The 20,672-nt window shown below is 73.8% G+C and carries 23 protein-coding genes; 16 read left to right on the plus strand and 7 right to left on the minus strand.

Translation table 11 applies throughout. The features are described from left to right. Positions 1-11: 11 nt before the first annotated feature. On the minus strand, positions 12-320 hold the full coding sequence (locus tag B207_RS0105490; protein WP_018635523.1) for a DUF167 domain-containing protein: 309 nt from the start codon (positions 318-320) through the stop codon (positions 12-14). 95 nt (positions 321-415) lie between these two features. Between B207_RS0105490 and fabG the strand changes: the two genes are divergently transcribed. From fabG to B207_RS0105510, 4 genes are all read left to right on the plus strand, one after another. Continuing rightward, entirely contained in the window at positions 416-1,132 is a 717-nt protein-coding gene (gene fabG / locus B207_RS0105495) for a 3-oxoacyl-ACP reductase FabG (RefSeq protein WP_018635524.1), read from the plus strand. Positions 1,133-1,257: 125 nt separating this feature from the next. Continuing rightward, positions 1,258-1,563: a hypothetical protein gene (locus B207_RS0105500; RefSeq protein ID WP_018635525.1), complete on the plus strand. Its 306-nt coding sequence runs from the start codon at positions 1,258-1,260 to the stop codon at positions 1,561-1,563. A gap of 172 nt (positions 1,564-1,735) precedes the next feature. Further along, positions 1,736-2,920 (plus strand): ferrochelatase, encoded by a 1,185-nt coding sequence (locus B207_RS0105505; RefSeq protein WP_018635526.1) that lies wholly within the window; start codon positions 1,736-1,738, stop codon positions 2,918-2,920. Between the two features lie 159 nt (positions 2,921-3,079). Then, positions 3,080-3,595 carry a DUF3090 family protein gene (locus B207_RS0105510; RefSeq protein ID WP_026310709.1) on the plus strand — a complete coding sequence of 172 codons (516 nt, stop codon included), beginning with the start codon at positions 3,080-3,082 and terminating at the stop codon, positions 3,593-3,595. A 117-nt stretch (positions 3,596-3,712) separates the two neighbouring features. Here the strand turns inward: B207_RS0105510 and B207_RS0105515 are convergent, their stop codons facing one another. Genes B207_RS0105515 through B207_RS0105530 form a run of 4 tightly spaced genes read right to left on the minus strand, consistent with a single transcriptional unit; the run spans position 3,713 to position 7,758 of the window. Then, positions 3,713-4,480 carry a hypothetical protein gene (locus tag B207_RS0105515; RefSeq protein ID WP_018635528.1) on the minus strand — a complete coding sequence of 256 codons (768 nt, stop codon included), beginning with the start codon at positions 4,478-4,480 and terminating at the stop codon, positions 3,713-3,715. 30 nt (positions 4,481-4,510) lie between these two features. After that, entirely contained in the window at positions 4,511-5,326 is an 816-nt protein-coding gene (locus tag B207_RS0105520) for an SGNH/GDSL hydrolase family protein (RefSeq protein ID WP_018635529.1), read from the minus strand. Positions 5,327-5,338: 12 nt separating this feature from the next. Beyond that, the gene (locus B207_RS32675; RefSeq protein ID WP_035740035.1) at positions 5,339-6,508 is read right to left on the minus strand and encodes a glycosyltransferase; all 1,170 of its coding nucleotides are present in this window, start codon (positions 6,506-6,508) and stop codon (positions 5,339-5,341) included. Continuing rightward, positions 6,505-7,758, minus strand: a complete 1,254-nt coding sequence (locus tag B207_RS0105530) for a glycosyltransferase family 4 protein (protein WP_407671369.1) — start codon at positions 7,756-7,758, stop codon at positions 6,505-6,507. Before B207_RS0105530 ends, B207_RS32675 begins: the two co-directional genes overlap by 4 nt. Positions 7,759-8,004: 246 nt before the next feature. Here B207_RS0105530 and B207_RS37920 point away from each other — a divergent pair, with 246 nt between their 5' ends. After that, a complete protein-coding gene (locus B207_RS37920) occupies positions 8,005-8,604 on the plus strand; it encodes a DUF3099 domain-containing protein (RefSeq protein WP_018635532.1) in 600 nt (199 codons plus the stop codon). 33 nt (positions 8,605-8,637) lie between these two features. Here B207_RS37920 and B207_RS0105540 read toward each other — a convergent pair whose 3' ends face one another. Next, positions 8,638-9,294, minus strand: coding sequence for an NADPH-dependent FMN reductase (locus B207_RS0105540; protein WP_154675170.1), 657 nt, complete (start codon positions 9,292-9,294; stop codon positions 8,638-8,640). Between the two features lie 116 nt (positions 9,295-9,410). Here B207_RS0105540 and B207_RS0105545 point away from each other — a divergent pair, with 116 nt between their 5' ends. From B207_RS0105545 to B207_RS0105555, 3 genes are read left to right on the plus strand one after another with little or no spacing between them, the layout of a single operon-like run. After that, positions 9,411-9,914, plus strand: coding sequence for a MarR family winged helix-turn-helix transcriptional regulator (locus tag B207_RS0105545; RefSeq protein WP_018635534.1), 504 nt, complete (start codon positions 9,411-9,413; stop codon positions 9,912-9,914). A gap of 59 nt (positions 9,915-9,973) precedes the next feature. Beyond that, the gene (locus tag B207_RS0105550) at positions 9,974-11,155 is read left to right on the plus strand and encodes a CaiB/BaiF CoA transferase family protein (protein WP_026310710.1); all 1,182 of its coding nucleotides are present in this window, start codon (positions 9,974-9,976) and stop codon (positions 11,153-11,155) included. A gap of 16 nt (positions 11,156-11,171) precedes the next feature. Further along, the gene (locus B207_RS0105555) at positions 11,172-12,017 is read left to right on the plus strand and encodes an SAM hydrolase/SAM-dependent halogenase family protein (protein WP_018635536.1); all 846 of its coding nucleotides are present in this window, start codon (positions 11,172-11,174) and stop codon (positions 12,015-12,017) included. A 33-nt stretch (positions 12,018-12,050) separates the two neighbouring features. On the opposite strand, the gene pucL is transcribed toward B207_RS0105555, so the two are convergent. Continuing rightward, positions 12,051-12,959: a factor-independent urate hydroxylase gene (pucL, locus tag B207_RS0105560; RefSeq protein ID WP_018635537.1), complete on the minus strand. Its 909-nt coding sequence runs from the start codon at positions 12,957-12,959 to the stop codon at positions 12,051-12,053. A 637-nt stretch (positions 12,960-13,596) separates the two neighbouring features. On the opposite strand from pucL, the gene B207_RS0105565 reads away from it, so the two are divergent. The 8 genes from B207_RS0105565 to B207_RS0105605 all read left to right on the plus strand — a co-directional run bounded on the left by B207_RS0105565 (position 13,597) and on the right by B207_RS0105605 (position 20,629). Beyond that, positions 13,597-14,973 carry a L,D-transpeptidase gene (locus B207_RS0105565; RefSeq protein ID WP_035740037.1) on the plus strand — a complete coding sequence of 459 codons (1,377 nt, stop codon included), beginning with the start codon at positions 13,597-13,599 and terminating at the stop codon, positions 14,971-14,973. 173 nt (positions 14,974-15,146) lie between these two features. Then, positions 15,147-16,325 (plus strand): phosphatase PAP2 family protein, encoded by a 1,179-nt coding sequence (locus tag B207_RS37925; protein WP_018635539.1) that lies wholly within the window; start codon positions 15,147-15,149, stop codon positions 16,323-16,325. A gap of 211 nt (positions 16,326-16,536) precedes the next feature. Next, positions 16,537-17,736 (plus strand): OmpA family protein, encoded by a 1,200-nt coding sequence (locus tag B207_RS0105575; protein ID WP_018635540.1) that lies wholly within the window; start codon positions 16,537-16,539, stop codon positions 17,734-17,736. Between the two features lie 90 nt (positions 17,737-17,826). Beyond that, complete coding sequence (locus tag B207_RS0105580) at positions 17,827-18,228, plus strand: encapsulin-associated ferritin-like protein (protein ID WP_018635541.1); 402 nt, start codon at positions 17,827-17,829, stop codon at positions 18,226-18,228. Further along, complete coding sequence (locus B207_RS0105585; protein WP_018635542.1) at positions 18,225-19,055, plus strand: family 1 encapsulin nanocompartment shell protein; 831 nt, start codon at positions 18,225-18,227, stop codon at positions 19,053-19,055. The genes B207_RS0105580 and B207_RS0105585 overlap by 4 nt, the downstream gene beginning before the upstream one ends. 320 nt (positions 19,056-19,375) lie before the next feature. Continuing rightward, positions 19,376-19,570 (plus strand): (2Fe-2S)-binding protein, encoded by a 195-nt coding sequence (locus B207_RS0105590; RefSeq protein WP_026310711.1) that lies wholly within the window; start codon positions 19,376-19,378, stop codon positions 19,568-19,570. 203 nt (positions 19,571-19,773) lie between these two features. Continuing rightward, positions 19,774-20,244 carry a bacterioferritin gene (gene bfr / locus B207_RS0105600; RefSeq protein WP_018635545.1) on the plus strand — a complete coding sequence of 157 codons (471 nt, stop codon included), beginning with the start codon at positions 19,774-19,776 and terminating at the stop codon, positions 20,242-20,244. A gap of 139 nt (positions 20,245-20,383) precedes the next feature. Beyond that, positions 20,384-20,629: a DUF2630 family protein gene (locus B207_RS0105605; protein ID WP_018635546.1), complete on the plus strand. Its 246-nt coding sequence runs from the start codon at positions 20,384-20,386 to the stop codon at positions 20,627-20,629. Positions 20,630-20,672: the final 43 nt, after the last annotated feature.

Raw genomic sequence — 20,672 nt, forward strand, 5'->3', positions numbered from 1 at the left:
GCGCCGCCGAACTACCGGGAGTCCAGACGTGCGGACGGGGCGGAATGTTGCGCGAGCGCCGCGAGCCGGGGTGCGAGGACGTCCGGCGGTGCGTCGACCTCCACGAACTTGACCTTTCCGATCGAGCGGCTGAGCGTGACGTCCGCCCGCCGCACTCCCAGCGCCGCCGCGAGCGCACGCAGCGCAGCCTCGTTGGCGCGCCCGGCGACCGCGGGCTCCCGCACGCGCACCACCAGCAGCTGACCGTGGGTGGGATCGGCCGTTGTCGGCCCCACCGCGGTCCGGTCGGACGCGGGACGCACCCGGATCGCAACGCGCATCCCACTATCGTCCCTGACGTGTCGAGGCGCCGGGCCGGCGAGTGTCACGGGTGCCTGCGTTCCTTGTGGTGCGTCCGGCCGCTACGATCCCGGCCATGGTCGAGAACGAGGGTCGAGTGGCGCTGGTGACGGGTGGCAACCGAGGGATCGGGGCAGCCTGCGCGGCCGCGCTCGCCGCCTCGGGGGACCGGGTCGCCGTGGCCAGCCGCGGCGGCGAGGCGCCGGCCGGGATGCTCGGGGTGCGGCTCGACGTGACCAGCGCCGACAGCGTCGACAAGGCGTTCGCCGAGGTCGAGGCGGAGCTCGGGCCGGTCGAGATCGTCGTCTCCAACGCCGGGGTCGTTCGCGACACCCTGCTGCCGATGATGTCGGAGGACGCCTTCCAGGAGGTCGTCGACACGAACCTGCTCGGCGCCTACCGGGTGGCCAAGCGTGCGTCCCGCTCGATGATCCGCCGCCGGACCGGGCGGTTGATCTTCGTCTCGTCGGTGGTGGGGCTTTCCGGCGGGCCGGGGCAGTCGAACTACGCCGCGTCCAAGGCGGGTCTGGTGGGCTTCGCCCGGTCGCTGGCGCGGGAGCTCGGCGGGCGCGGAATCACGTCCAACGTGGTCGCGCCGGGGCCCATCCGCACCGACATGACCGACGCGCTGACCGACGCGCAGCGGGAGTACCTGATCTCGCACGCGCCCGCGGGACGGATGGGTGACCCGGCCGAGGTCGCCGCCGCCGTGGTCTTTCTCGCCTCGCCCGGCGCCGCCTACGTCAACGGCGCGGTGCTCCCGGTCGACGGCGGCGCGGGCATGGGCCACTGACGGGGCGTGCCGCCCGCGGTCGACGTGGCAGGCGCGGTGGGCCACGGTAGAACCGGCGGGCAGCCAGGCGCCCGTCACCGGTGCGCCGTGTCCGGCGGCGTGCGGGCTGCTCGGAGGTGGCTGCGGTGAGCATGATCAGGGTTGAGTCACACGGAGGCCGCGACTTCGCGGTGGAGGTCGCGGAGGAGACGGCACCGGGGGCGACAGCACTCACGTTCTCCTACCGGGTGCGGGTGGACGACGCCGTGATCGCCGCCCTGGAGCTGGACCCCGACGACGACGCGGGCCTGAGCGCGCTGGTCCGGGAGTCGTTCGGCTACCTGCTCGCCCGCGAGCCGGCGAGTTCGATCCTGCCGGACTTCGACCTCTCCACGATCTCCCGGTACTTCCCGGGATACCTGGACGAGATCCGCTCCCGGGTGCCGCGCTGACCCGGCCCGCTCCACCCGTCCGCCCGGTCCACCCGCCCGAGCCGTGCGCGGAGGTGCCACCGCGGCCGGGACGCTGGCCGGCCGGGCGGGACGGGGGGAACACGTCCGGCGATACCGCGAGGAGAATCAGGGCGAATCGGGCACGCGAGGGGAACGAGGGGAGGGGGCGCCGGTGACCGCCGACTCCGCACCGGCCGGCCACGGGGTCGACGTGGACGCGCTGCTCCTGGTGTCGTTCGGCGGCCCCGAGGGCCCGCAGGACGTCCTGCCGTTCCTGCGCAACGTCACCCGCGGTCGCAACGTGCCCGACGAGCGTCTCGCCGAGGTCGCCGCGCACTACGACCACTTCGGGGGCCGCAGCCCGATCAACGACCAGAACCGGGCGCTGCTGCGTGCGCTGCGTGAGCGGCTCGCGCCGCTGCCCGTCTACTGGGGCAACCGCAACTGGGCGCCGTACCTGACCGACACGGTGGCCCGGATGCGGGCGGACGGAGTGCGTCGCGCTGCCTGCTTCGTCACGGCGGCGTTCGCCTCCTACTCGGGATGCCGGCAGTACCGGGAGGACCTCGCGGCCGCCCTGGGCGAGGCCGGTCCGGGTGCACCCGACCTCGTCAAGCTGCGGCTGTTCTTCGACCATCCCGGCTTCGTCGAGCCGATGGTCGACCACTGCGTGCGGGCGCTCGGCGAGCTGCCGGAGCCGGTCCGCGCCGGTGCGCCGCTGGTGTTCACCGCGCACGCGCTCCCGCTGGCGCAGGCAGTGGCGAGCGGGCCGGACGGCGGCGCCTACGAGCGTCAGCTGCGCGCCGCCGCCGCGGTGATCGCGGAGCGGGTCGGGCGGCGGGTGGGCGGGCGGCATCCGTGGCAGCTCGCCTACTGCAGCCGCAGCGGCCCACCGCACGTCCCCTGGCTCGAGCCCGACGTCAACGACGCCCTGGTGGCACTGGCCACCGGCGGAGCCGGGTCCGCGGTGATCGTGCCGGTCGGTTTCGTCAGTGACCACATGGAGGTCGTCTACGACCTGGACGTCGAGGCGGCGGGAACCGCCCGGCGCCACGGCCTGGCAGTGGCCCGGGCAGGCACGGTCGGCACCGATCCCCGCTTCGTCGACATGGTGGCGGACCTGCTCGCCGAGCGCCGGTTCCCCGGCTGGGAACGACCGGCGCTGAGCACCGAGGGGCCTGCCCACGACGTCTGCCCGCTGCACTGCTGTGATCCCGCGCGCCCGGACCCGGGTACCGGTACGGCAGCCGCGGGTGGGACCGGGGCGGGCGGCACCCGCGGGCCGGGCGGGCCGGGCGGGAGGCGCCCGGCCGCAGCCGGTGTGCCCGCCGACCTGCACGTGCACGGCCCGGGGTGACCAGGCGTGCCGGGGTGGGGAACCGGCCCCTGGCAGCGGTTCCGCCGGTCCCGGGATGGTGAACCCGGTGACGAAGCGACGATACTGGTTGAGGAGCGGGCAAGCGTGTCGCGGCCCGTATCCCCATCCGCAGGCGAATCAGACGGAGCGATCCGAGACATGCAGCGATTTGTGTTCGACCCGCCGGAGCGGTTCGTGGTCGGAACCGTCGGGCAGCCCGGGGACCGTTCGTTCTTCCTACAGGCCGCGGCCCGCGGCCAGCTCGTGACGGTCGGTCTGGAGAAGACCGAGGTGACCGCGCTCGCCGAGGGCCTCACGGCCCTGCTCGGCCAGGTCGGCCAGACCCAGGGGATCCCGCTTCCCACCGCCGGTGAGGTCGACGTCGACCTCGCCCCGCTCGACGCTCCGTTCGAGGAGGACTTCCACCTCGGCCAGCTCACCGTCTCCTGGGACGGCCAGCGCGTGTTCGTCGAGGCCGCCGGCCTGTCGCAGGGGGAGACCCGGGTCGCCGAGGGCGACAGCGAGGTCGACTCGCTGCGGGTCGGCCTGTCGATCGAGCAGACCAAGGCCTTCATCGAACGGGCCCGCAGCATCGTCGCCGCCGGCCGGCCGCCCTGTGTGCTGTGCGGGCGCCCGGACGACCCGGGCGGCCACTTCTGCCCACGCCTGAACTGACTGTCCGTCCATGCCTGGACTGGCTGTCCGCCCCACGCCCCGCGCCCGCCGGCTCCCGCCCACCTCCGCCGAGGCCGCCCAGGCCGCCCAGGGCCTCCCCAGGACCACCCGGGCTCTTCAGCGGGTGGCGTAGGCGGGATCGAAGGCGTCGTAGGCGGCCTCGTAGGCGCGCCGGACCGCTGCCGACAGCCCGCGCAGCGCCGCGGTGCGGCGGCTGACCTCGCTCGCGGTGACGGCGGCCCCGTCGTCGAGCGCGGCGAGTTCGAGGAGCTTCGCGAGCCGCTCGGCGCGGGCGAGGAGGGCATGCGCGTTCGGCGGGTAGCCGGGGCCCAGGCCGGGACCGGGCTCCGCCTCGCCCCGGTCGCGCAGCAGCGCCAGCACCTCCGGCCGCGCGCTGGCGATGTCGAGGTCGATCAGCGCGGCCGTGGTCTGGCGGATCGCGACGGACAGCTCGTGGTCGGCGGCCCGCAGCCCCGAGGGGGGCGGCGGCACCCGTGAGGCGCGCAGGACCTGCCAGTGGACGGACTCCAGCCCGCCCTCGACCGCGGGGCCGTGGACGACGAAGGACGGCACGAGAGCCAGCGGCGGCGTCGGCCCGATCACCACGAGCGCCTCACCCGCGGTGAGGGCGTCCTGGTTGACGTCGGCGGGACCCGGGAGGCTGCTGACGTCGCCGGGCACGGGAAGCACCAGGCGCAGCCGTTCCGCGCCGGCGCGGCGCAGCGCGCCGAGGCCGAGCACGAGGGGATCGTCGCCGAGAGTGTGCGGCGCGTTGCTGCCCAGGGCCTCGTGTACCCGGGTGATGACGTCGTCCAGGCCGACGAGTCCGGCCAGCCAGGCATTGCCCCAGCCGGCGACGACGCCGGAGCGAGGGGACGCGGGCATGTCGGCAAGCACATGCCTACGGTAGGGAATTCACCGGCCGGACGCGGTACCGAGTCGCCGGAAACCGGTGTTTCTTCGCCGCGGAGCCCCCCGGAGGGCCTGTGGGCGGCCCGCCAACCAGGGAACTCCGATCGTGGCGACCCATCTGAGGTGGTCGAAGGTCCCCGGTGGCGGGGGCTCGTGGCGCGGCTCCGGGATGTCGGCGAGCACCATCCCGCTCTCCCGCAGCCGGTCGACGAACGCCCGCGCGATCAGGCGATGCCCGTGCGGGCCGGGGTGCACCCGGTCGACGTCGAAGGTGGAGCGCCGGCGCACGGCGGGATGCCGGCCCAGGTCGACCACGAGCACCCCCTCGTCGCGGGCGGCCGCGGCGTCCACAGCGGCGTTGAGGTGCCCGACACGTTCGGTGAGCAGACGTCCGAGGGGGCCCGGAAGGGGGAGCAGCCCGCCCGGGTCGGGCAGCCTGGCGGTCAGGACGACGACTCCGTCGGCCCGGAGCCGGCCGATGCTCCACACCAGGTCCTGGCGCAGCCGCAGCGGGTCGAAGGCCGGCTTGAACACGTCGTTCATGCCCGCGACCACGCAGGCCAGCGCCGGGCGCAGAGCCAGCGCGACGGGCAGCTGACGGACCCGGACCTCCCGGGCGGTGGCACCCGTCCGGGCCAGGTTCTCGTAGTGGACACGCCCGGGTGGGGCCAGGGTGGCGGCCAGCAGCGCGGCGAAGCCGCGGCCGGCGAGCGCCGCCGGGGTGCGGTCGCGGCCCATGCTCACCCCGTCACCGAGCCCGGCGGTGAGGCTGTCGCCGAGCGCGACGAACCGGATCACCTCCGGCGTGCTGTGGTCCACGTGCGACGGGAGTCAGGCGGCCACGGCCGGCGGTGCCGTGACCTCGGCTCCGTGACAGTGCAGGAAGCCTTCCACGGTCGAGGCCCAGGGGAACTGCTCGGCCCGGGCCCGGGCGGTGGTGCGGCGCCGGTCCGGATCGATCTCCAGCAGTTCCATGGCCGCGTCGGCGAAGGTGAACCCGGTGCCCGCGGCGCTCAGGCCACCGGCGATGTCGTCCCAGCCTTCGCCGGCGCCGGCGACCAGTTCGGCGAGCGCGCTCGCGTGGTGGACGACCGGCGAGGTGCCGCTCGCCATCGCCTCCAGCGCGGCCAGCCCGAACGTCTCCACCGGTCCGGGCGCGAACGCCAGGTCCGCGGTGGCGAGCAGGCCGGCCAGCCGGGACGGGTCCGCGACGAAACCGAGGAAGGTCACCGGCAGCCCGGCGGCCAGTCGCTCCAGCCGTCCGCGGCTCGCACCGTCACCGGCGACGACGAGGCGCACCGGTACCCGGCGGCGCACCAGCTCGGCGACGGCCGCCACCGCGATGTCGACCCGCTTCTCCGGCGAGAGCCTGGTCGCCGCGACGATCAGGATCTCCCGGTCGCGGGCGAACGCGCGGCGCAGGGTGCGGTCGTGGTTGACCGGGCGGAACCGGTCGAGCTCCACCCCCAGCGGCACCTGGCGCAGGTTGCCGGCACCGATGCGGACGAACTCGGCGCCGGCCCAGCGGGTCGTCGCCACCACGGTGTCGAAGGACGCGGCGAGGGACCGGTTGGACCGGTCGGCCGCGGCCCCGACCGGGAGCACCCCGCGCAGCGGCGCGGGCGTCCACAGCCCCAGCAGCCGGTCGAGCCGCTCGTGGCTGACGACGAGCGAGCGGATGCCCTGACGGCGGGCCCACCGGCCCAGCGGGCGCAGGGTCGCGCGGTCGTGGACCTCCAGCCGGTCCCCCCGCACCTGCTCGACGACGGCGGCGACCCGCCGCGGCTCGGCAAGGACCCGGTAGCCCGTGCGGGGAAGCGTCGGCGACCGCAGGGTGATGACCCGGGCGTGTGCCGTGCGCTCCTCGCCGTCGGCCGCACCGGGGATGATCTGCACCACCTCGTGGCCGGCCCCGGCGTAGCCCGCGGCGAGGTGCCGCAGGGTCGTCCGAATGCCGCCGGACGCCGGGGCGACGAAACTCGCCGCCTGCACAATCCTCATGCTGGCCACCTGTCGGTCGTGACGGTAGTGGTGAGTCCCCGGCCCCGCACACCGCCCGGTCGGGCGGTGGCGACGGAGCGGTGGGTCCGGTGGACGCGGTTGCGCAGAGGAGGCCGCCGCCCGGTCGTGAGCCCGGTGCCCAGGACGTCCCGGTAGTGGCCGAGGAGCTCCTCCCCGATCGTGTGCCAGTCGCAGCCCGCGACGGACGCCCGGGCGGCCGTCGCCAGCCGGTTCCGCAGCTCGGCGTCCGCGACCAGGCGCACCACCGCGCGGCGGAACGCGACCGGGTCACCGGGGGTGTAGTGCAGGCCGGTCCGTTCGTGCTCGATCACGTCGAGCAGGCCGCCGGCCGCCGGGCCGACCACCGCCAGGCCGCTCGCCTTCGCCTCCTGCGCCGCCTGGCAGAACGTCTCGTGGATCCCGGTGTGGACGAACACGTCCAGACTGGCGATGGCGGTGGACAGCTCGAGGCCGGTGCGGAAGCCGAGGAAGGTGGCCCCCGGCAGCGCGCGGGTCAGCGCGGGCCGGCACGGGCCGTCCCCGACGACCACCAGCCGGGCCCCGGGCATGTCGGCGAGGGCGGAGAGCAGCTCCACCCGCTTCTCCCGGGCGAGCCGGCCGACATAGCCGACCAGGACCTCCCCGTTCGGCGCCAGCGTGGCGCGCAGGCTCTCGTCGCGGTGGTCGGGGTTGAAGCGCTCGAGGTCGACCCCGCGGCTCCACCGGGCGACCCGCTGCACCCCCTCCGACAGAAGGGTGTCGACCGCGTCCCAGGACGGGGCGAGCGTGCGGCTGGCGACGCGGTGGACGGTCGCCAGCCAGCGCCAGATCGAACGCTCCGCCGCCGCGAGCCCGTAGCGGGTCGCGAACGCGGCGATGTCGGTCTGGTAGACGGCGATGCTCGGCACGCCGAGGCGCCGGGCGGCGTAGGCGGCCTGGGCGCCCAGGCCCGCCGGGGCGGCGAGATGGACGACGTCCGGGCCGAACTCGCGCAGCGCCGACGCGAGGCCCGGCCAGGGGGTGGCGAAGCGGAACTCGGGGTAGCCCGGCATCGGGGCGGACGGGCTCCACAGCACCGGGGCGCCGGCATAGCTCCGCGGTGCGGTGCGGCGGGCCGCCGGAGCCGGCGCGGGCGCGACGACCAGCGCCTCGTGCCCGGTGTCGCGCAGGTGCTCCAGCACACGGCACACGGAGTTCGTCACGCCATCGACCTGAGGTAGAAAGGACTCACTTACCACCGCGACTCGCACACGAGCACGGTGGCAGCGACCGACGCCCACGTGAGGACTACAGTCCGTCCGTCGCGTAAACGTTCGGATACAGCTTGGTGCGACGGGAACTCGGGGCCGGGTGGCGGATCTCGCGACGGGGATCGTTGTCTCACTCCCGCCCCGCTGGGCAGGATGGCAGGGGGCCGGCTGTCGTGCCGGGCCGGCACCGGACCGGCTGGTGCGGCCGGCCGGGGAGACGAGCGCCCACGTGAGCAGGCGGTAGATGTGAAGTGGCGACGGAGCGAGCCAGTACTGATCACGTCGGCGGCTGAGTCCAGACCGGAGGAGATCCATCGCCGGGAGCAGCGTTACATCGCGACGATGTTGTTCCGGGTGGTCTGTTTCGTGCTCGCCGTCGTCGCCCTCGACGGGTGGCTGCGCATCGTCGCGGTCGGTCTCGCGATCATTCTCCCCTGGGTCGCTGTCGTCGTCGCCAACGGCGGCCCGCCGCGCTCGGACCGCCGCCAGGCCGGCTTCGCGGAGCAGGAGCCGGCGCAGGCCGACCCGCACGCCCTCGCCGCCGGACACGAGGTGGTCGACGCGGCCGCCGCCGACGGCGACGGCCGCGCGAAGCCCGGCAGCACCGCCCGCGTCCCTGCCGGGCTGCCGCCCGGCAGGGCGGAACCGGTCGGATCGGCTGACCCGGCTGACCCGGCCGGGCCGACGGGGCCGGCTGGACCGCAGGTGATCGACTCGGTGGTTCTGGCGTCCGTCACGGTGGAGCCGGGCTCCGGCGGGCCGGCGCCGGAAAGCGGCGCGGCACCGGTGCCTGCGGCGGCCGACGGCAACCCCGCGTACCGCGGCGGCGGGGCCACCCCGGCCTGACCTCGCAGCCCGGCACCGACGCGTGCGGCGGGGTCAGCCCGCCTCGGCGGTCTCGGTCGCCGCGGCGGCCGCCGCCTGGGCGCGGAACACTCCGGGGGCCAGCTCGCCACCGGCGCGGGCCTTCTCCAGGGCCGACGACCACCAGGCGACGTCGTCGAGCAGGATCTGCAGGCTGGCATCCGTGAACGGGTTGACCGGCTCGCCCTTCTCGTCGAACGTCTGGCCGACGAACGGCAGCACCACCGTGTTGCGCAGCGGCACCGCCTCCGCCTCGACGGCGATGTGGGCGAGGTGCTCGATCGCGCGGATCGCGCCGCTGATGCCGCCGCTGTAGCCGACGCTGGCGATCGGCTTGTTCCGGAAGCCGAACGACAGCCACACGGTGTCGATGGCGTTCTTCAGCACGCCCGGCACGCTGTGGTTGTACTCCGGCGTGATGACGACGAACGCGTCGGCGCTCTTCACCTTCGCGTTCCAGGCACGGACCAACGGATCCGAGTAGGTCGGATCGTTGATGTCGCCGATCGTGCCGAAGTGCTCGGCGAAGATCGGCAGCGGCCAGTCCCGCAGGTCGGCGACCTCGACGTCGAAGGCGCCGTGCGCCGCGGCGCGCGCCACGACCCAGGGGACGACGCTGTCGGCCGCCCGGCCGGGGCGGGTGCTCCCGACGATCACCAGAAGCTTGGACACCAGCACTCTCCACTCGGTGCGCAGGAAACCACGATACGTTCGTCAGTATCGCCGATAGTTTGCGAAACGCAAACTATCGGTATCTGACCTGTCGATGGTCGGGGTAGCCTCCAGAGATGGCAGAGCCTCCGCCGATCCTCGATCAGCAGGTGCTGCCCCTGATCGTCCAGCTCGCCCGGGTCGGCCAGCGTGCGGCCGGTATCCACATGGCCGGCTGTGTCCGCCCCCGCCAGCACTTCGCGCTCGCGCTGCTCGAGGAGCGCGGCCCGCTCAGCCAGCACCTGCTGGGCCAGGCCCTGCGGCTCGACCCCAGCAATGTCGTCGGCCTGCTCAACGAGCTGGAGACACTCGGGCTGATCGCCCGCCGCCGGGATCCCGCCGACCGCCGGCGCCACATCGTCGAGCTGACCGCCGCCGGCGGCACCGAGCTGACCCGTACGAACGCCCGGCTCCGGCTCGTCGAGGACGAGCTCCTCGCGGCGCTGCGCCCCGAGGAGCGGGCGACGCTGCACAGCCTGCTCGTCCGCGTGGCCGGGGTGGGCGCCGCGGGCGAGGCCGCCGGGGCGTGCGCGGCCGAGGCCTCCCCGTGCGGCGGCGGGGCCGAGCCGCCGCCCTGCTGATTCCCGCGCGGGTAGGGAACCGGCCCGGCGGGCCCGGTCCGGGCACTAGCCTGGCCTGCGTGCTTCCGCTCGCGGGTGTGACCGTCGTCAGCCTGGAACATGCAGTCGCCCTGCCGTTCGCGACCCGGCACCTCGCCGAGCTCGGGGCGCGGGTGATCAAGGTCGAGCGGCCGGGTCGCGGTGACTTCGCCCGTGACTACGACCGCGCGGTGCGCGACGGTCTGTCCGCGCACTTCTCCTGGCTGAACCGCTCGAAGGAGTCGCTCACCCTGGACCTGAAGGTCCCCGCGGCCCGGGCCGCGCTCGACCGGCTGATCGCGGGTGCCGACGTCGTCGCCCAGAACCTCGGGCCCGGCGCGGCCGCGCGGCTGGGGCTCGACGCGGCGACCCTGGTCGGGCGCCAGCCCGGGCTGGTCGCCGTGGATGTCTCCGGCTACGGGCCGACCGGCCCCTACCGGGCGCGGAAGGCCTACGACATGCTCGTGCAGGCCGAGTCGGGGCTGATCGCCGTCACCGGCAGCCCGGAGCAGCCGGCGAAGGCGGGGTTCGCCGCCGGTGACGTCGCCGCCGGCAGCTATGTCATCGAGGCGGTGCTCGCGGCCCTGCTGCGCCAGGCGCGCTCCGGTGCCGGGGCGGCCCTGCAGATCGCCATGCTCGACGCCCTCACCGAGTGGATGGGCTACCCGGTCCAGACGGTGGAGCACACCGGCACGGAGATGGCCCGGTCGGGGATCAGCCACCCCTCGATCGCCCCCTACGACGCCTACCGGACCGCCGACGGCGACGAGGTGCTGATCGGCGTCCAGAACGACGGGGAGTGGCGGCGGCTCGCCGAGGGCCCGCTGGCCCGCCCGGATCTCGTCGCGGACCCCGCCTTCGCGACGAACCAGGCCCGGGTGCGCAACCGGGCCCGGACGGACGCCGCGGTGGCCGACGCCGTCGGCGGACTGCGCACGGCCGAGCTGGAGGCGGGCCTGGAGGCCGCGGGCATCGCCTACGCCCGGGTCAACTCCGTCGCGGACCTGCTCGCCCACCCGCAGCTGGCCGCCCGCGGCCGATGGGTCGAGGTGGGCTCGCCGGTCGGGCCGGTGCGTCAGTCCCGCCCGGTGGTCGAGTTCCCCGGGGAGCCGGCCCGGCTGGACCCGGTTCCCGCGCTGGGGGAGCACACCGAGCGCATCCTGGGCGAGGTGGGCCTCTGCGCGGGGGAGATCGCCGAGCTGCGCGCCGCCGGCGCGATCTGACCTTCCCGGGGATGCGATGAGCTGCGTCAGCCTGACGACCGACTACGGCCTGGTGGACGGGTTCGTCGCCGCCTGCCACGGCGTGCTGCTGCGCCTGGCCCCGGGAGTACCGATCGTCGACGTGACGCATCTGGTGCCGCGCGGCGACGTCCGGCGCGGGTCCGCCGTGCTCGCGGCGACGGTGCCACACCTGCCGTCCGGGGCGGCCCACGTCGCCGTGGTCGACCCCGGCGTGGGGACGGGGCGGCGTGCGCTCGCCGTCCGCACCCCGGAGGGGTTCCTGGTCGGCCCGGACAACGGGCTGTTGGTCCCCGGCGCCGAGGTGCTCGGCGGCGTGCTGGCGGCGGTGGATCTGACCGTGCCGGCGGGCACCCCGGCGACCTTCCACGGCCGGGACGTCTTCGTGCCGGCCGCCGCGGCCCTGCTGGCCGGGCGTCCGCTCGACGCGCTGGGCACCCCGGTCGACCCGCGGTCGCTTGTGCGGCTGCCGGCGCCGCTGGCACGGGTGTCCGCCGGCCCGGGCGGGATCCGGCTGGAGTCGGAGGTCCTGCTGGTCGACACGTTCGGCAACGTGGCCCTCGCCGCGCCCGCCGAGCTGCTCGCCGAGGCCGGACTGCGCCCGGGCACCCGCGCCCGCCTCACCTGTCCGCCTCCCAGCCGCGCTCTCGGCACTGGCGGCCCAGCCGGCCCAGCCAGCCCGGTCGAGCTCACGGTCGGGGTCACCTTCGGCTCGGTGCGGCCCGGTGAGCTGGTGCTCTACGTCGACTCGTCGGGGCTGGCGGCGGTGGCCCGGCGGGACGGGGACGCGGCCCGGGCCCTCGGCCTCGCGCCCGGCGACCGGGTGGTCGTCGCCCCGCTCTGACCACCCGGGGCGCTCTCGTCAGGAGAAGTCGGATCAGCAGAAGCCCGGCGTGCCGTACCACGCCGTGGGGGCGGCGGGGGCGTCGTCGCGCAGCACCGTGCCCTCGATCAGCCCGTACGGGCGGTCGGCCGCGAGGTAGACCGAGTCGGGATTGTCCAGGCCGAACGGCGCCAGGTCGACGAGGAAATGATGCTTGTTCGGCATCGAGAGCCGTATCTCGGCGACCTCCGGGAATCTGACCAGAACTGCCTCGCCCATGCGGTGCAGGGTCTGCTGGAGGGCCAGGCTGTGTACCTGCGCGAAGGTTTCCAGCAGTGTGCGTGGTATCTCGGCGGCAAGTCGCCCGAAATCCGGGCCGCCGGTCGCCTGCCCGGTTCCCAGGTAGCGCCAACGTGCCGTCACCTCGGTGGCGAGGATCCGGTCCGACGTCTCCGCGAGGGTCGTGTAGCGGTCGCGGGGGAATCCGCGGAACTCCGACCCGGTTGTTTTGAGCACCACCACTCCGGCAAGTCCGGAGACGACATGCACGGTGTCCGCCTCGACGGTCACCACGGTCGTCCGCCGGCCCCCGCCGGACCGGAGGAAGGAGTGGTCATGCGCGTGCCCGTCCGCGGTGATCCGGTCCCAGCCGGACTGCTCGATCTCGATGCGTGCCGCGGTGACCCACTCGTGACCGGACGTGAAATGACGGCCGAGCCGGGTCGCGAACTCTTCGATCTCGCCGATGCCGCCTTCGCGGGCGAGGGCGTACACGACGTTCTTCTGGGTGTCGGTGGTGAGCACGTGGCTGTTGTCTCCCGCGGTGTGGGCGGCGACGAAGTCGCCGCGCAGCGCGGTGGACACGGTCAGGTCACTGATCCGGTGGACCGGGGTGGAGCGGTCGACGTGGACGAGGCGGACCTCGGCCTTGCCGTACTGGTTGGGCCCGGGAACGATGGCCATGGGCACCTTTCGTGGTCGGCGCGGCGGGCCCGGGCCGGCGCGGCGGGGGTGCGAGGGGCCCGAGGCCCGCGGAGCCCGGCGGGCCCGTCTCATTGTGGCGCCGTTTCGCCCGCGTTCCCGGTCCGGCCGCACTGGCCTGTTCCGGCCAGGGGGCACCGAAGTCGGGCCGCTCGGAGTGATTCGACCGGCACTTCCGGGGGTGGTGATTGTCCGGCTGCCGACACATTCAGCTCCGGATACCGGCAGCGCGGGCCCGGTGTCCGGCCGGCGCGCAACGTCGGATATGAGTTGTGCGTCGGACTTACCGGCGCTGGGAGGGGTTCATGTCGGTCAACCGGAGAGTGTCACTCTCCGAGTTCGTAATCTTGGTGAAACGTGGTTGTCTCGTCGGTGTGGCGAGGTTTTCCCGTGATCGACGGGACGTGGTCCGCGGTTGTGGGTACCGTCCGCTCGTGGGCGGTCGAGCAAGTGCACATTCTGTTTCCGTGCGGTCTCTCGCGGTGATGGAATCGCTTATTGTCGCCACTCCGTTCCGTCTGGTGTCCGTTGGTCCTCGCGGCGTGTTGTCAGGCCGGCCGCGATCGCGCGGGAAAGCCCACCCGACCCGGTCGCAGCGGTCTTCGGAAGAAGGCATCGCATGTCTCGCTCGATGATGAGCTCGGCGCGCGCCCGTCGCGGCGCCGCGCCAGCTGTTCCCGGTCCCTTCCGCGGCTCCGAGCCGTCCCCTCGCGGCTCCGGAGGCGGCCGCGGCCGGGTCGCCCCGGCCCGGCGCGGGATGGCCGGGATCGCCGCGGTGCTCGCCGCCGTCCTGCTGGCCTCCTGCTCGACGGGCGGCGGGGGTGGCGACACCGCCGCCGCGCCGACCCCGGCGCCGCCTCCCGCGGCCTCGGTGAAGGTGACGCCGGCCGACGGTGCCACCGGCATCGCGCTCACCGAGTCGGTCGTCGTGACCAGCAACGCTCCGCTGGAGGCGGTCACTGTCAACCGGGGCGCCAGCGCGGCGGAGAAGACCGAGCCCGGCACGCTCGCGGGCACGTTCTCCCCGGACCGTCGGACGTGGACGTCCTCGGGCGGCCTGTTCTCCGACAGCCGCTATGACATCCAGGCCACGACGACGGCGGCCACCGGCATCGCGGGTACGGCGAACATCGCCTCGAGCTTCACGACGGGCATCCCGGACAATCCGTTCAAGGTGTCGTGGGAGCCGGTGGCGGGCCAGACCGTCGGGGTGGGCGCCCCGATCAGCCTGACCTTCAGCGCGCCGGTGACCGACCGCGCCGAGGTGCAGCGCCGGCTGTCGGTCAGTGCCGACCCGCCCGTGCTCGGCGCCTGGAACTGGATGTCGAACCGCCTGGTCGCGTGGCGCCCGCAGCAGTACTGGACGCCCGGCACCCGGGTGCACGTGGAGGCCAACCTCGCCGGCTACGACTCCGGGACGGGGTGGATCGGGGTCAAGGACCGGACGATGGACTTCACCATCGGCTCCGCCCAGATCAGCAAGGTCGACGCGGCGACGCACATGATGCAGGTCTTCAAGGACGACCAGCTGGTGCGGACCATGCCGATCAGCGGTGGCAAGGCCGGCTACCTCACCATGGAGGGCCCGCACAACGTCCTCGGCAAGACACCCATGGTGATCATGGACTCGGCCACCGTAGGCGTGCCGAAGGGCCACCCGGAGTACTACTACGAGGAGGTCCAGTGGGCCGTCCACTACACCAGTGGCGGCCAGTACGTGCACTCCGCCCCGTGGTCGGTCCCATCGCAGGGGCGGGCGAACGTCTCCCACGGATGTGTGAACGCGGCACCCGCCGACGCCGAGTGGTTCTACAACTTCAGTCAGTTCGGCGACATCATCGACATCAGCAACACCGGGCGGCCGGCGGAGACCTCGCAGCTCGGGAACGAGTGGTCCGTCCCGTGGGAGACCTGGAAGGCGGGCAGCGCGCTGCCGGTCGAGGAGTCCCCGGCCGGCAGTGTCACCGGGGCCACCACCTCGGCCGGCGGGAACTGACCACGGCGCCACCCGCGGCCTGAGGTTCCCGGGCGGGTGGCCACGGAGCCGTTCCTCCGTGGCCACCCGCCCTTGCGTTCGTGATCGGCTGCCCGTGATTGGCTTGACGGCGCAAGCTGGACGAAGCGAGTCGGACACGGCGAGCTGGAAGTCGGACCGGAAGTCGAGGCGCGGTGGATCGGACGAGCCGCAAGGACCAGTTGGACCCGGGTGCGGACCCGGGCGGCGCGGCAGGCGACGGCGGCGGGGCAGGCGACGGCAGCGCGCCAGGCCGGAACGGCCAGCCGGGCCACAGCGGGGGACCGGCGGGCGACCAGGTGCGGGGCCGGTGGCGAAGGCGCCTGCTCAGCCCGACGACCGGGCTGCCCCACCTGTGGGTCGAGGCCGTCATGCTGGTGACCCTCTACTACACCTACACGGCGACCCGGGGCGCGGCCGACTCGTCCGAGGCCGGTGCGAACCGGCTGGGCTGGGACATCCTGCACCTGCAGGAACGCCTGGGCCTCGACATCGAGCTCGGCCTCAACCGCTGGCTGCAGGGCGTCCCGGCGCTGGCGGTCCTGTGCTGCTACTACTACGCCACGCTGCACTTCGTGGTCACCCCGGGGCTGCTCGTCTGGATGTACCGGCGCCATCCCGGCCGCTACGTCCGCGCCCGGTGGACCCTGGTCTTCACCACGTTGATCTCGCTGGGCGGGTTCTTCCTGTTCCCCACCGCGCCGCCGCGGCTGCTGCCCGGGACGTCCTATGTCGACACCATGTCCCACTTCGAGGGCTGGGGATGGTGGACCGGAAGCGCCAGCGCCGCGCCGGACGGCCTGGAGGGCCTCGCCAACCAGTACGCCGCCATGCCCTCCCTGCACTGCGCGTGGGCGCTGTGGTGCGGCGTCCTGCTGGCCCGGTACGCCCGCACGCCGGTCGTGCGGGTGCTCGGCTGCCTGTACCCGGCCGCGACGGTGTTCATCGTCATGGCCACCTCGAACCACTACATCCTGGACGCCGTCGCCGGCTGGGCTGTGCTCGGAGTGAGCGCGCTGCTCGCCCTGGCCGTCACGTCCCGGCGCGCAGCCCGTCAGCCGGGCGGCTCCCCACCGCCCCCGGCCGACGGCTCCCGGACTCCGGACGCCGGAACGCCACCGGCCGCGGCGGAGGTCGCGGAGCCGGAGCGGGTGGCCCTGACAGCGGCCGAGCCCGGGGAGAGATCAGGTGCGGAGGCGGAGCCGGGTGCGAGGCCGCCCAGCGGGGAACCGGTGGACGGCGGGACCGCCACCGCGCACTCCGGAGAGCTCCCGGCGGCCCAGCACCCGGCCGGCCGGCCCGCTCCCACCCGGACGCGGCTCAGCGGGGCCTGAGCGGGCCGGCGCTCACACTTTTTCCGCCACCTTCACCCGGTGCGTTCCCGATGTCGGGGATGTGCGAAAGTTGCGGAGCGATGTGATGATCTGCGTCGCGGCCCAGGGGCCTCGCGCACGCCGTGCAAGCGGCGGCGCACCCGTCAGTTCACCGGCCCCGGGCAGGTCAGCCTGACCTCCGTCCCGTCCCACGTCGAGCCCGGAGCACCTCATGTCCTCGCCCTCGGTGGCGCTCCTCCGGCGCCCCCGTCCGGTTGCGTTTGTCGTCGCGTTGGTTCTCGCGGGGCTGTTGCTCGCCCTGGTCGCCCTCTGGTTGCGCCGCGGCCCGATCGAGGACGACCTGGCCGATCGAGCGGCCGAGGCCGTCCGGGCGAGTGGTGCGGCCCGGGCCTGGGTCAGCGTCGACGGGCGGGACGTCGTGCTCCACGGCCGCTTCGACAGCACCGAGGAGGCGCGCCAGGCCCAGTCGGCGGCTGCCGTCTTCGGCGCCGGCTCCGTCCGGCTGGCCGGTGACGCGGTCGTCGCCGCCGAGCCCTCCCGCCCGCTGGTCATCGGGGTGAGCGGGGACGGCGGGGCCCCGTCCGGGCTGGCCCTGAGCGCCACCGTTCCGGACAGTGCGACCCGGGCCGACCTGCTCGGTTCCGCCGCGGACGCGTCCGGCGGCGCCGTCTCGGCGACCGTCACCGTCGATCCGCAGGTGGCCACTCCGGCCCTGGAGGCTCTCGGCGAGGTCGCCACGGCGCTGGGCCGGCAGGCCGGCGCGCGGTCGGTGACCATCGACGGCTCCTCGCTGGTCCTGCAGGGCGGGGCGCCCGACGCGGCCGCTCGCGCGACGATCGGTGCCGAGGTGCTGGCCGCGGTGCAGCCGTGGCTCCCGGGGGCCTCGCTGGACAACCGGCTGGCGGTCGGGGCCGGCGCCACCGTCGTGCTGGACCCGGAGACGGGCGTCGCCAGGCCGGCCGGCCAGGCAGCTGACCCCGCCACCGGCGGCAGCGCGACCGGCGGGACCGGCGGGACCGGCGCGACCGGCGCGACCGGCGGAACCGTTGACGGCACCCGTGCCGCGCTGCGGGTGGCGCTGGAGGGCGCGCGCCTGACCTTCGCCATCGATGACGCGACCCTGGACGCCGCCGTGCGCGCCGGCCTCGACAAGGTGGCCCGCGCGTTGCTTCCCGGTGATCTCACCGTTCTCGTCGGGGGCCACACGGACAGCACCGGTCCGCTCGCGCTCAACCAGGCGCTCTCGGTCGACCGGGCCAGCGCGGCCCGTGAGTACCTGGTGCTGCGGGGCGTGCCCGCGGAGCGGGTCCGGGCCGCCGGCTTCGGCCCGGACCGGCCGGTCGCCGACAACGCCACGATCTCCGGCCGGGCCGAGAACCGGCGGGTGGACGTCACCCCGCTCGCGGGCTGAGCCCCATCCCGCACCGATCGGCGGTGTGCCACCTTGAACAGCGGGCGATGATCGGGGATGGATCGGGCCTGGCGTGGTAGGTAGTGCGCTATGGGCGAGAACAGTATGGGGCTGCATGAGCAGTCCGGAGCCCTCTCACCAGGAACGATCGACCGCCACCGGGCGATCGCGTCGCTGATGGAGGAGCTGGAGGCCGTCGACTGGTACGACCAGCGGGTCGAGGCGGCCACGGACCCGGAGCTGGCCGCGCTGCTGGCGCACAACCGGGACGAGGAGAAGGAACACGCGGCGATGACGCTGGAGTGGCTGCGTCGCCGTGACCCGGTGCTGGACTCGCAACTGCGTACATACCTGTTCACCTCGGTTCCGGTGACGGAGGTCGAGGAGGTGGCGATGAGCGACGAGGGCCCTGACGGAGACGCCTCGGCGCGGGCCGCGGAGCCGTCGGACGGCTCGCTGGGGATCGGAAGCCTGAGAGGTGTGAGCGAGTGAACCATCTACTGCGTGGCTATGCACCCGTGACCGAGGCGGGCTGGAAGGCCATCGACGACGAGGCCCGGGGGCGGCTGACGACGAACCTCGCCGCCCGCAAGCTGGTCGACTTCGCCGGTCCCCACGGCTGGTCCTATTCGGCCACCCCGCTCGGGCGGGTCGCTCCGCTGCAGTCGCAGCCCGGTGACGGTGTGCGCGCCCGGCTGCGCCAGGTGCTTCCCGTGATGGAGCTGCGGGCGCCGTTCACCGTCGACCGCGGAGAACTGGAGGCGATCGACCGGGGCGCCGACGACATCGACCTCTCCGGTCTGGAGGACGCGGCCCGGCGGGTGGCGGTGACCGAGAACTCGGTCGTCTTCCACGGCAATGCCGAGGCAGGCATCGTCGGCATCGCCGAGGCGTCCTCCCATCCCCCGCTGGAGCTGGGGGCGGACACCGACTCCTACCCGCGCACAGTCGCCAAGGCGGTCGCTCTGCTGCGCCGGGCCGGTATCGGCGGGCCGTACGGGCTGGCCGTCGACCCCGACGGCTACACCGCGATCCTGGAGGCGACCGAGCACGGTGGATACCTGCTGATCAGCCATCTCAAGCAGATTCTCGACGGCCCGGTGGTGCGGGCGCCGGGGATCCACGGCGCGGTGGTGCTGAGCCAGCGGGGCGGGGACTTCATCTTCGATTCCGGCCAGGACCTCTCCGCCGGCTACTCGTCCCACACGCTGGACGAGGTGGAGCTGTACCTGGAGGAGAGCTTCACCTTCCGGGTGACCGAACCGGACGCCGCGGTCGCACTGGTGCCCGGCGCCGACCGCCCGGCCAGCCAGGCCTGAGCGCCCGGCAGCGCCCGCGGACCGGATCCCGGCTCAGCCGGGATCCGGTCTGCCCGCCTCGCCCCGGTAGCCGTGCGCGGGCACCTTGTTCGCACCGCCACGGAATGAGGCCCGCCTTGTTGCTCTGCGCATCAGGCCATCGCGGTCCGTGTGTGAGGTAGGTAAGGCTCTCTTGCGCACACCGTCCGTTCCGTGGCACTCTATCGATAAGGGAAGCCTTAGCTAAGCCTGAACCTCGGTGCGAAGGGGTCCCCCGGAACGGCAACGGTCCACTCTCTCGGTGGTTTCGGCCCCGACGACTCCGGGCGTGGTGAGGTGCGGTGCTCGTCTGTTCATGCTTTGCTGTCTCCGACCGGACGCTACGTAGCGTGATTGCTTCGGGCGCCTGTGACACGGAGGAGATCGGTGCGAGGTGTGACGCCGGCACGGGGTGCGGCGGCTGCCTCGAGGAGATCGCCGACCTGCTCGACGAGGCGATGCCGCGTCGGCGTCGTCCGGTCGCCAGATCAGCCTAGAGACCCACCGGGGCCTCCTGGGACGTGATCTCGGTGGGGTCGGTGCGGGTACCCGCGGCCGTCTGCGGGATCCGCCGCATGTTCACCATGCGGCCTTCCGGCACGCCGGTCGAGGGTCTGCCCAGTCTGAGGGTGCCGCCGCCGCATATCCGCCGGGACGTTTCACGGGGGTCGCCGGGTGATATTGCTGGAGGTTACCGGCGGTGCGTGGCGACGAACAGATCGTCGAGAGGCTGAACGCGGTTCTGACGAATGAGCTGACCGCCGTCAACCAGTACTTCCTGCATTCGAGAATGCAGCGGAACTGGGGATACAAGCACATTTCCGAGCACTACTACCATGAGTCGATCGACGAGATGAAGCACGCCGATCGACTCATCCACCGGGTGCTCTACCTCGGTGGTCTGCCGAACCTCCAGCGACTGCACACCCTGCGCATCGGGGAGACGGTTCCCGAGCAGCTGACCCTCGACCGTACGCACGAGACCGAGGCGGTGGACCTGCTCCGGGAGTCGATCGCACTGTTCCGGACAAAGGGCGACGTCGGATCGGCCGTGCTCCTCGAGGAGATCCTCACATCCGAGGAGGAGCACATCGACTGGCTCGACGCGCAGCTCGAACTCATCTCCCAGCTCGGCGCCACGGAGTACCTGTCCCAGCAGATCCGCGACTGACCGACGGTGCCGGTGGCCGGCCTCGACCGCCGGCCTCGACCGCCGGCCTCGACCGCCGGCCTTGACCGTCGACCCCAGCCACCGGCTGCGGCCCGGGACCGACTGGTGCCCCGGGCCGCGGCATGGTTGGCTGAGGCCGGTGGACGACAAAGCGATCTTCACGCGCATCGACTCGCTGGTGGCGGAGGAGCACGAGCTGCGCTCCCGGCGCAGCAGCGGCCAGATCGACTCCGACGCGGAGACCGACCGCCTCACCGAACTCGAGGAGACCCTCGACCAGTGCTGGGATCTGCTGCGCCGCCGCCGCGCGGCCCGGGATGCCGGCGAGGACCCGGACGAGGCCCGCGCCGGCTCCAGTACCCAGGTCGAGGGCTACCTGCAGTAACGCCGGGTCCGAGCCGCCGGCGCCCGGCCGCCAGGCGGCCAGG

The organism is Parafrankia elaeagni (assembly GCF_000374165.1).
Lineage (GTDB): Bacteria > Actinomycetota > Actinomycetes > Frankiales > Frankiaceae > Parafrankia > Parafrankia elaeagni.

Coding starts and splice junctions, on each gene's coding strand:
- B207_RS0105490 (WP_018635523.1), bottom strand. CDS start 320: ATGCGCGTTGCGATCCGGGTGCGTCCCGCGTCCGACCGGACCGCGGTG.
- fabG (WP_018635524.1), top strand. CDS start 416: ATGGTCGAGAACGAGGGTCGAGTGGCGCTGGTGACGGGTGGCAACCGA.
- B207_RS0105510 (WP_026310709.1), top strand. CDS start 3,080: ATGCAGCGATTTGTGTTCGACCCGCCGGAGCGGTTCGTGGTCGGAACC.
- B207_RS0105515 (WP_018635528.1), bottom strand. CDS start 4,480: ATGCCCGCGTCCCCTCGCTCCGGCGTCGTCGCCGGCTGGGGCAATGCC.
- B207_RS32675 (WP_035740035.1), bottom strand. CDS start 6,508: ATGAGGATTGTGCAGGCGGCGAGTTTCGTCGCCCCGGCGTCCGGCGGC.
- B207_RS0105545 (WP_018635534.1), top strand. CDS start 9,411: ATGGCAGAGCCTCCGCCGATCCTCGATCAGCAGGTGCTGCCCCTGATC.
- B207_RS0105555 (WP_018635536.1), top strand. CDS start 11,172: ATGAGCTGCGTCAGCCTGACGACCGACTACGGCCTGGTGGACGGGTTC.
- pucL (WP_018635537.1), bottom strand. CDS start 12,959: ATGGCCATCGTTCCCGGGCCCAACCAGTACGGCAAGGCCGAGGTCCGC.
- B207_RS0105565 (WP_035740037.1), top strand. CDS start 13,597: ATGTCTCGCTCGATGATGAGCTCGGCGCGCGCCCGTCGCGGCGCCGCG.
- B207_RS0105575 (WP_018635540.1), top strand. CDS start 16,537: ATGTCCTCGCCCTCGGTGGCGCTCCTCCGGCGCCCCCGTCCGGTTGCG.
- B207_RS0105580 (WP_018635541.1), top strand. CDS start 17,827: ATGGGCGAGAACAGTATGGGGCTGCATGAGCAGTCCGGAGCCCTCTCA.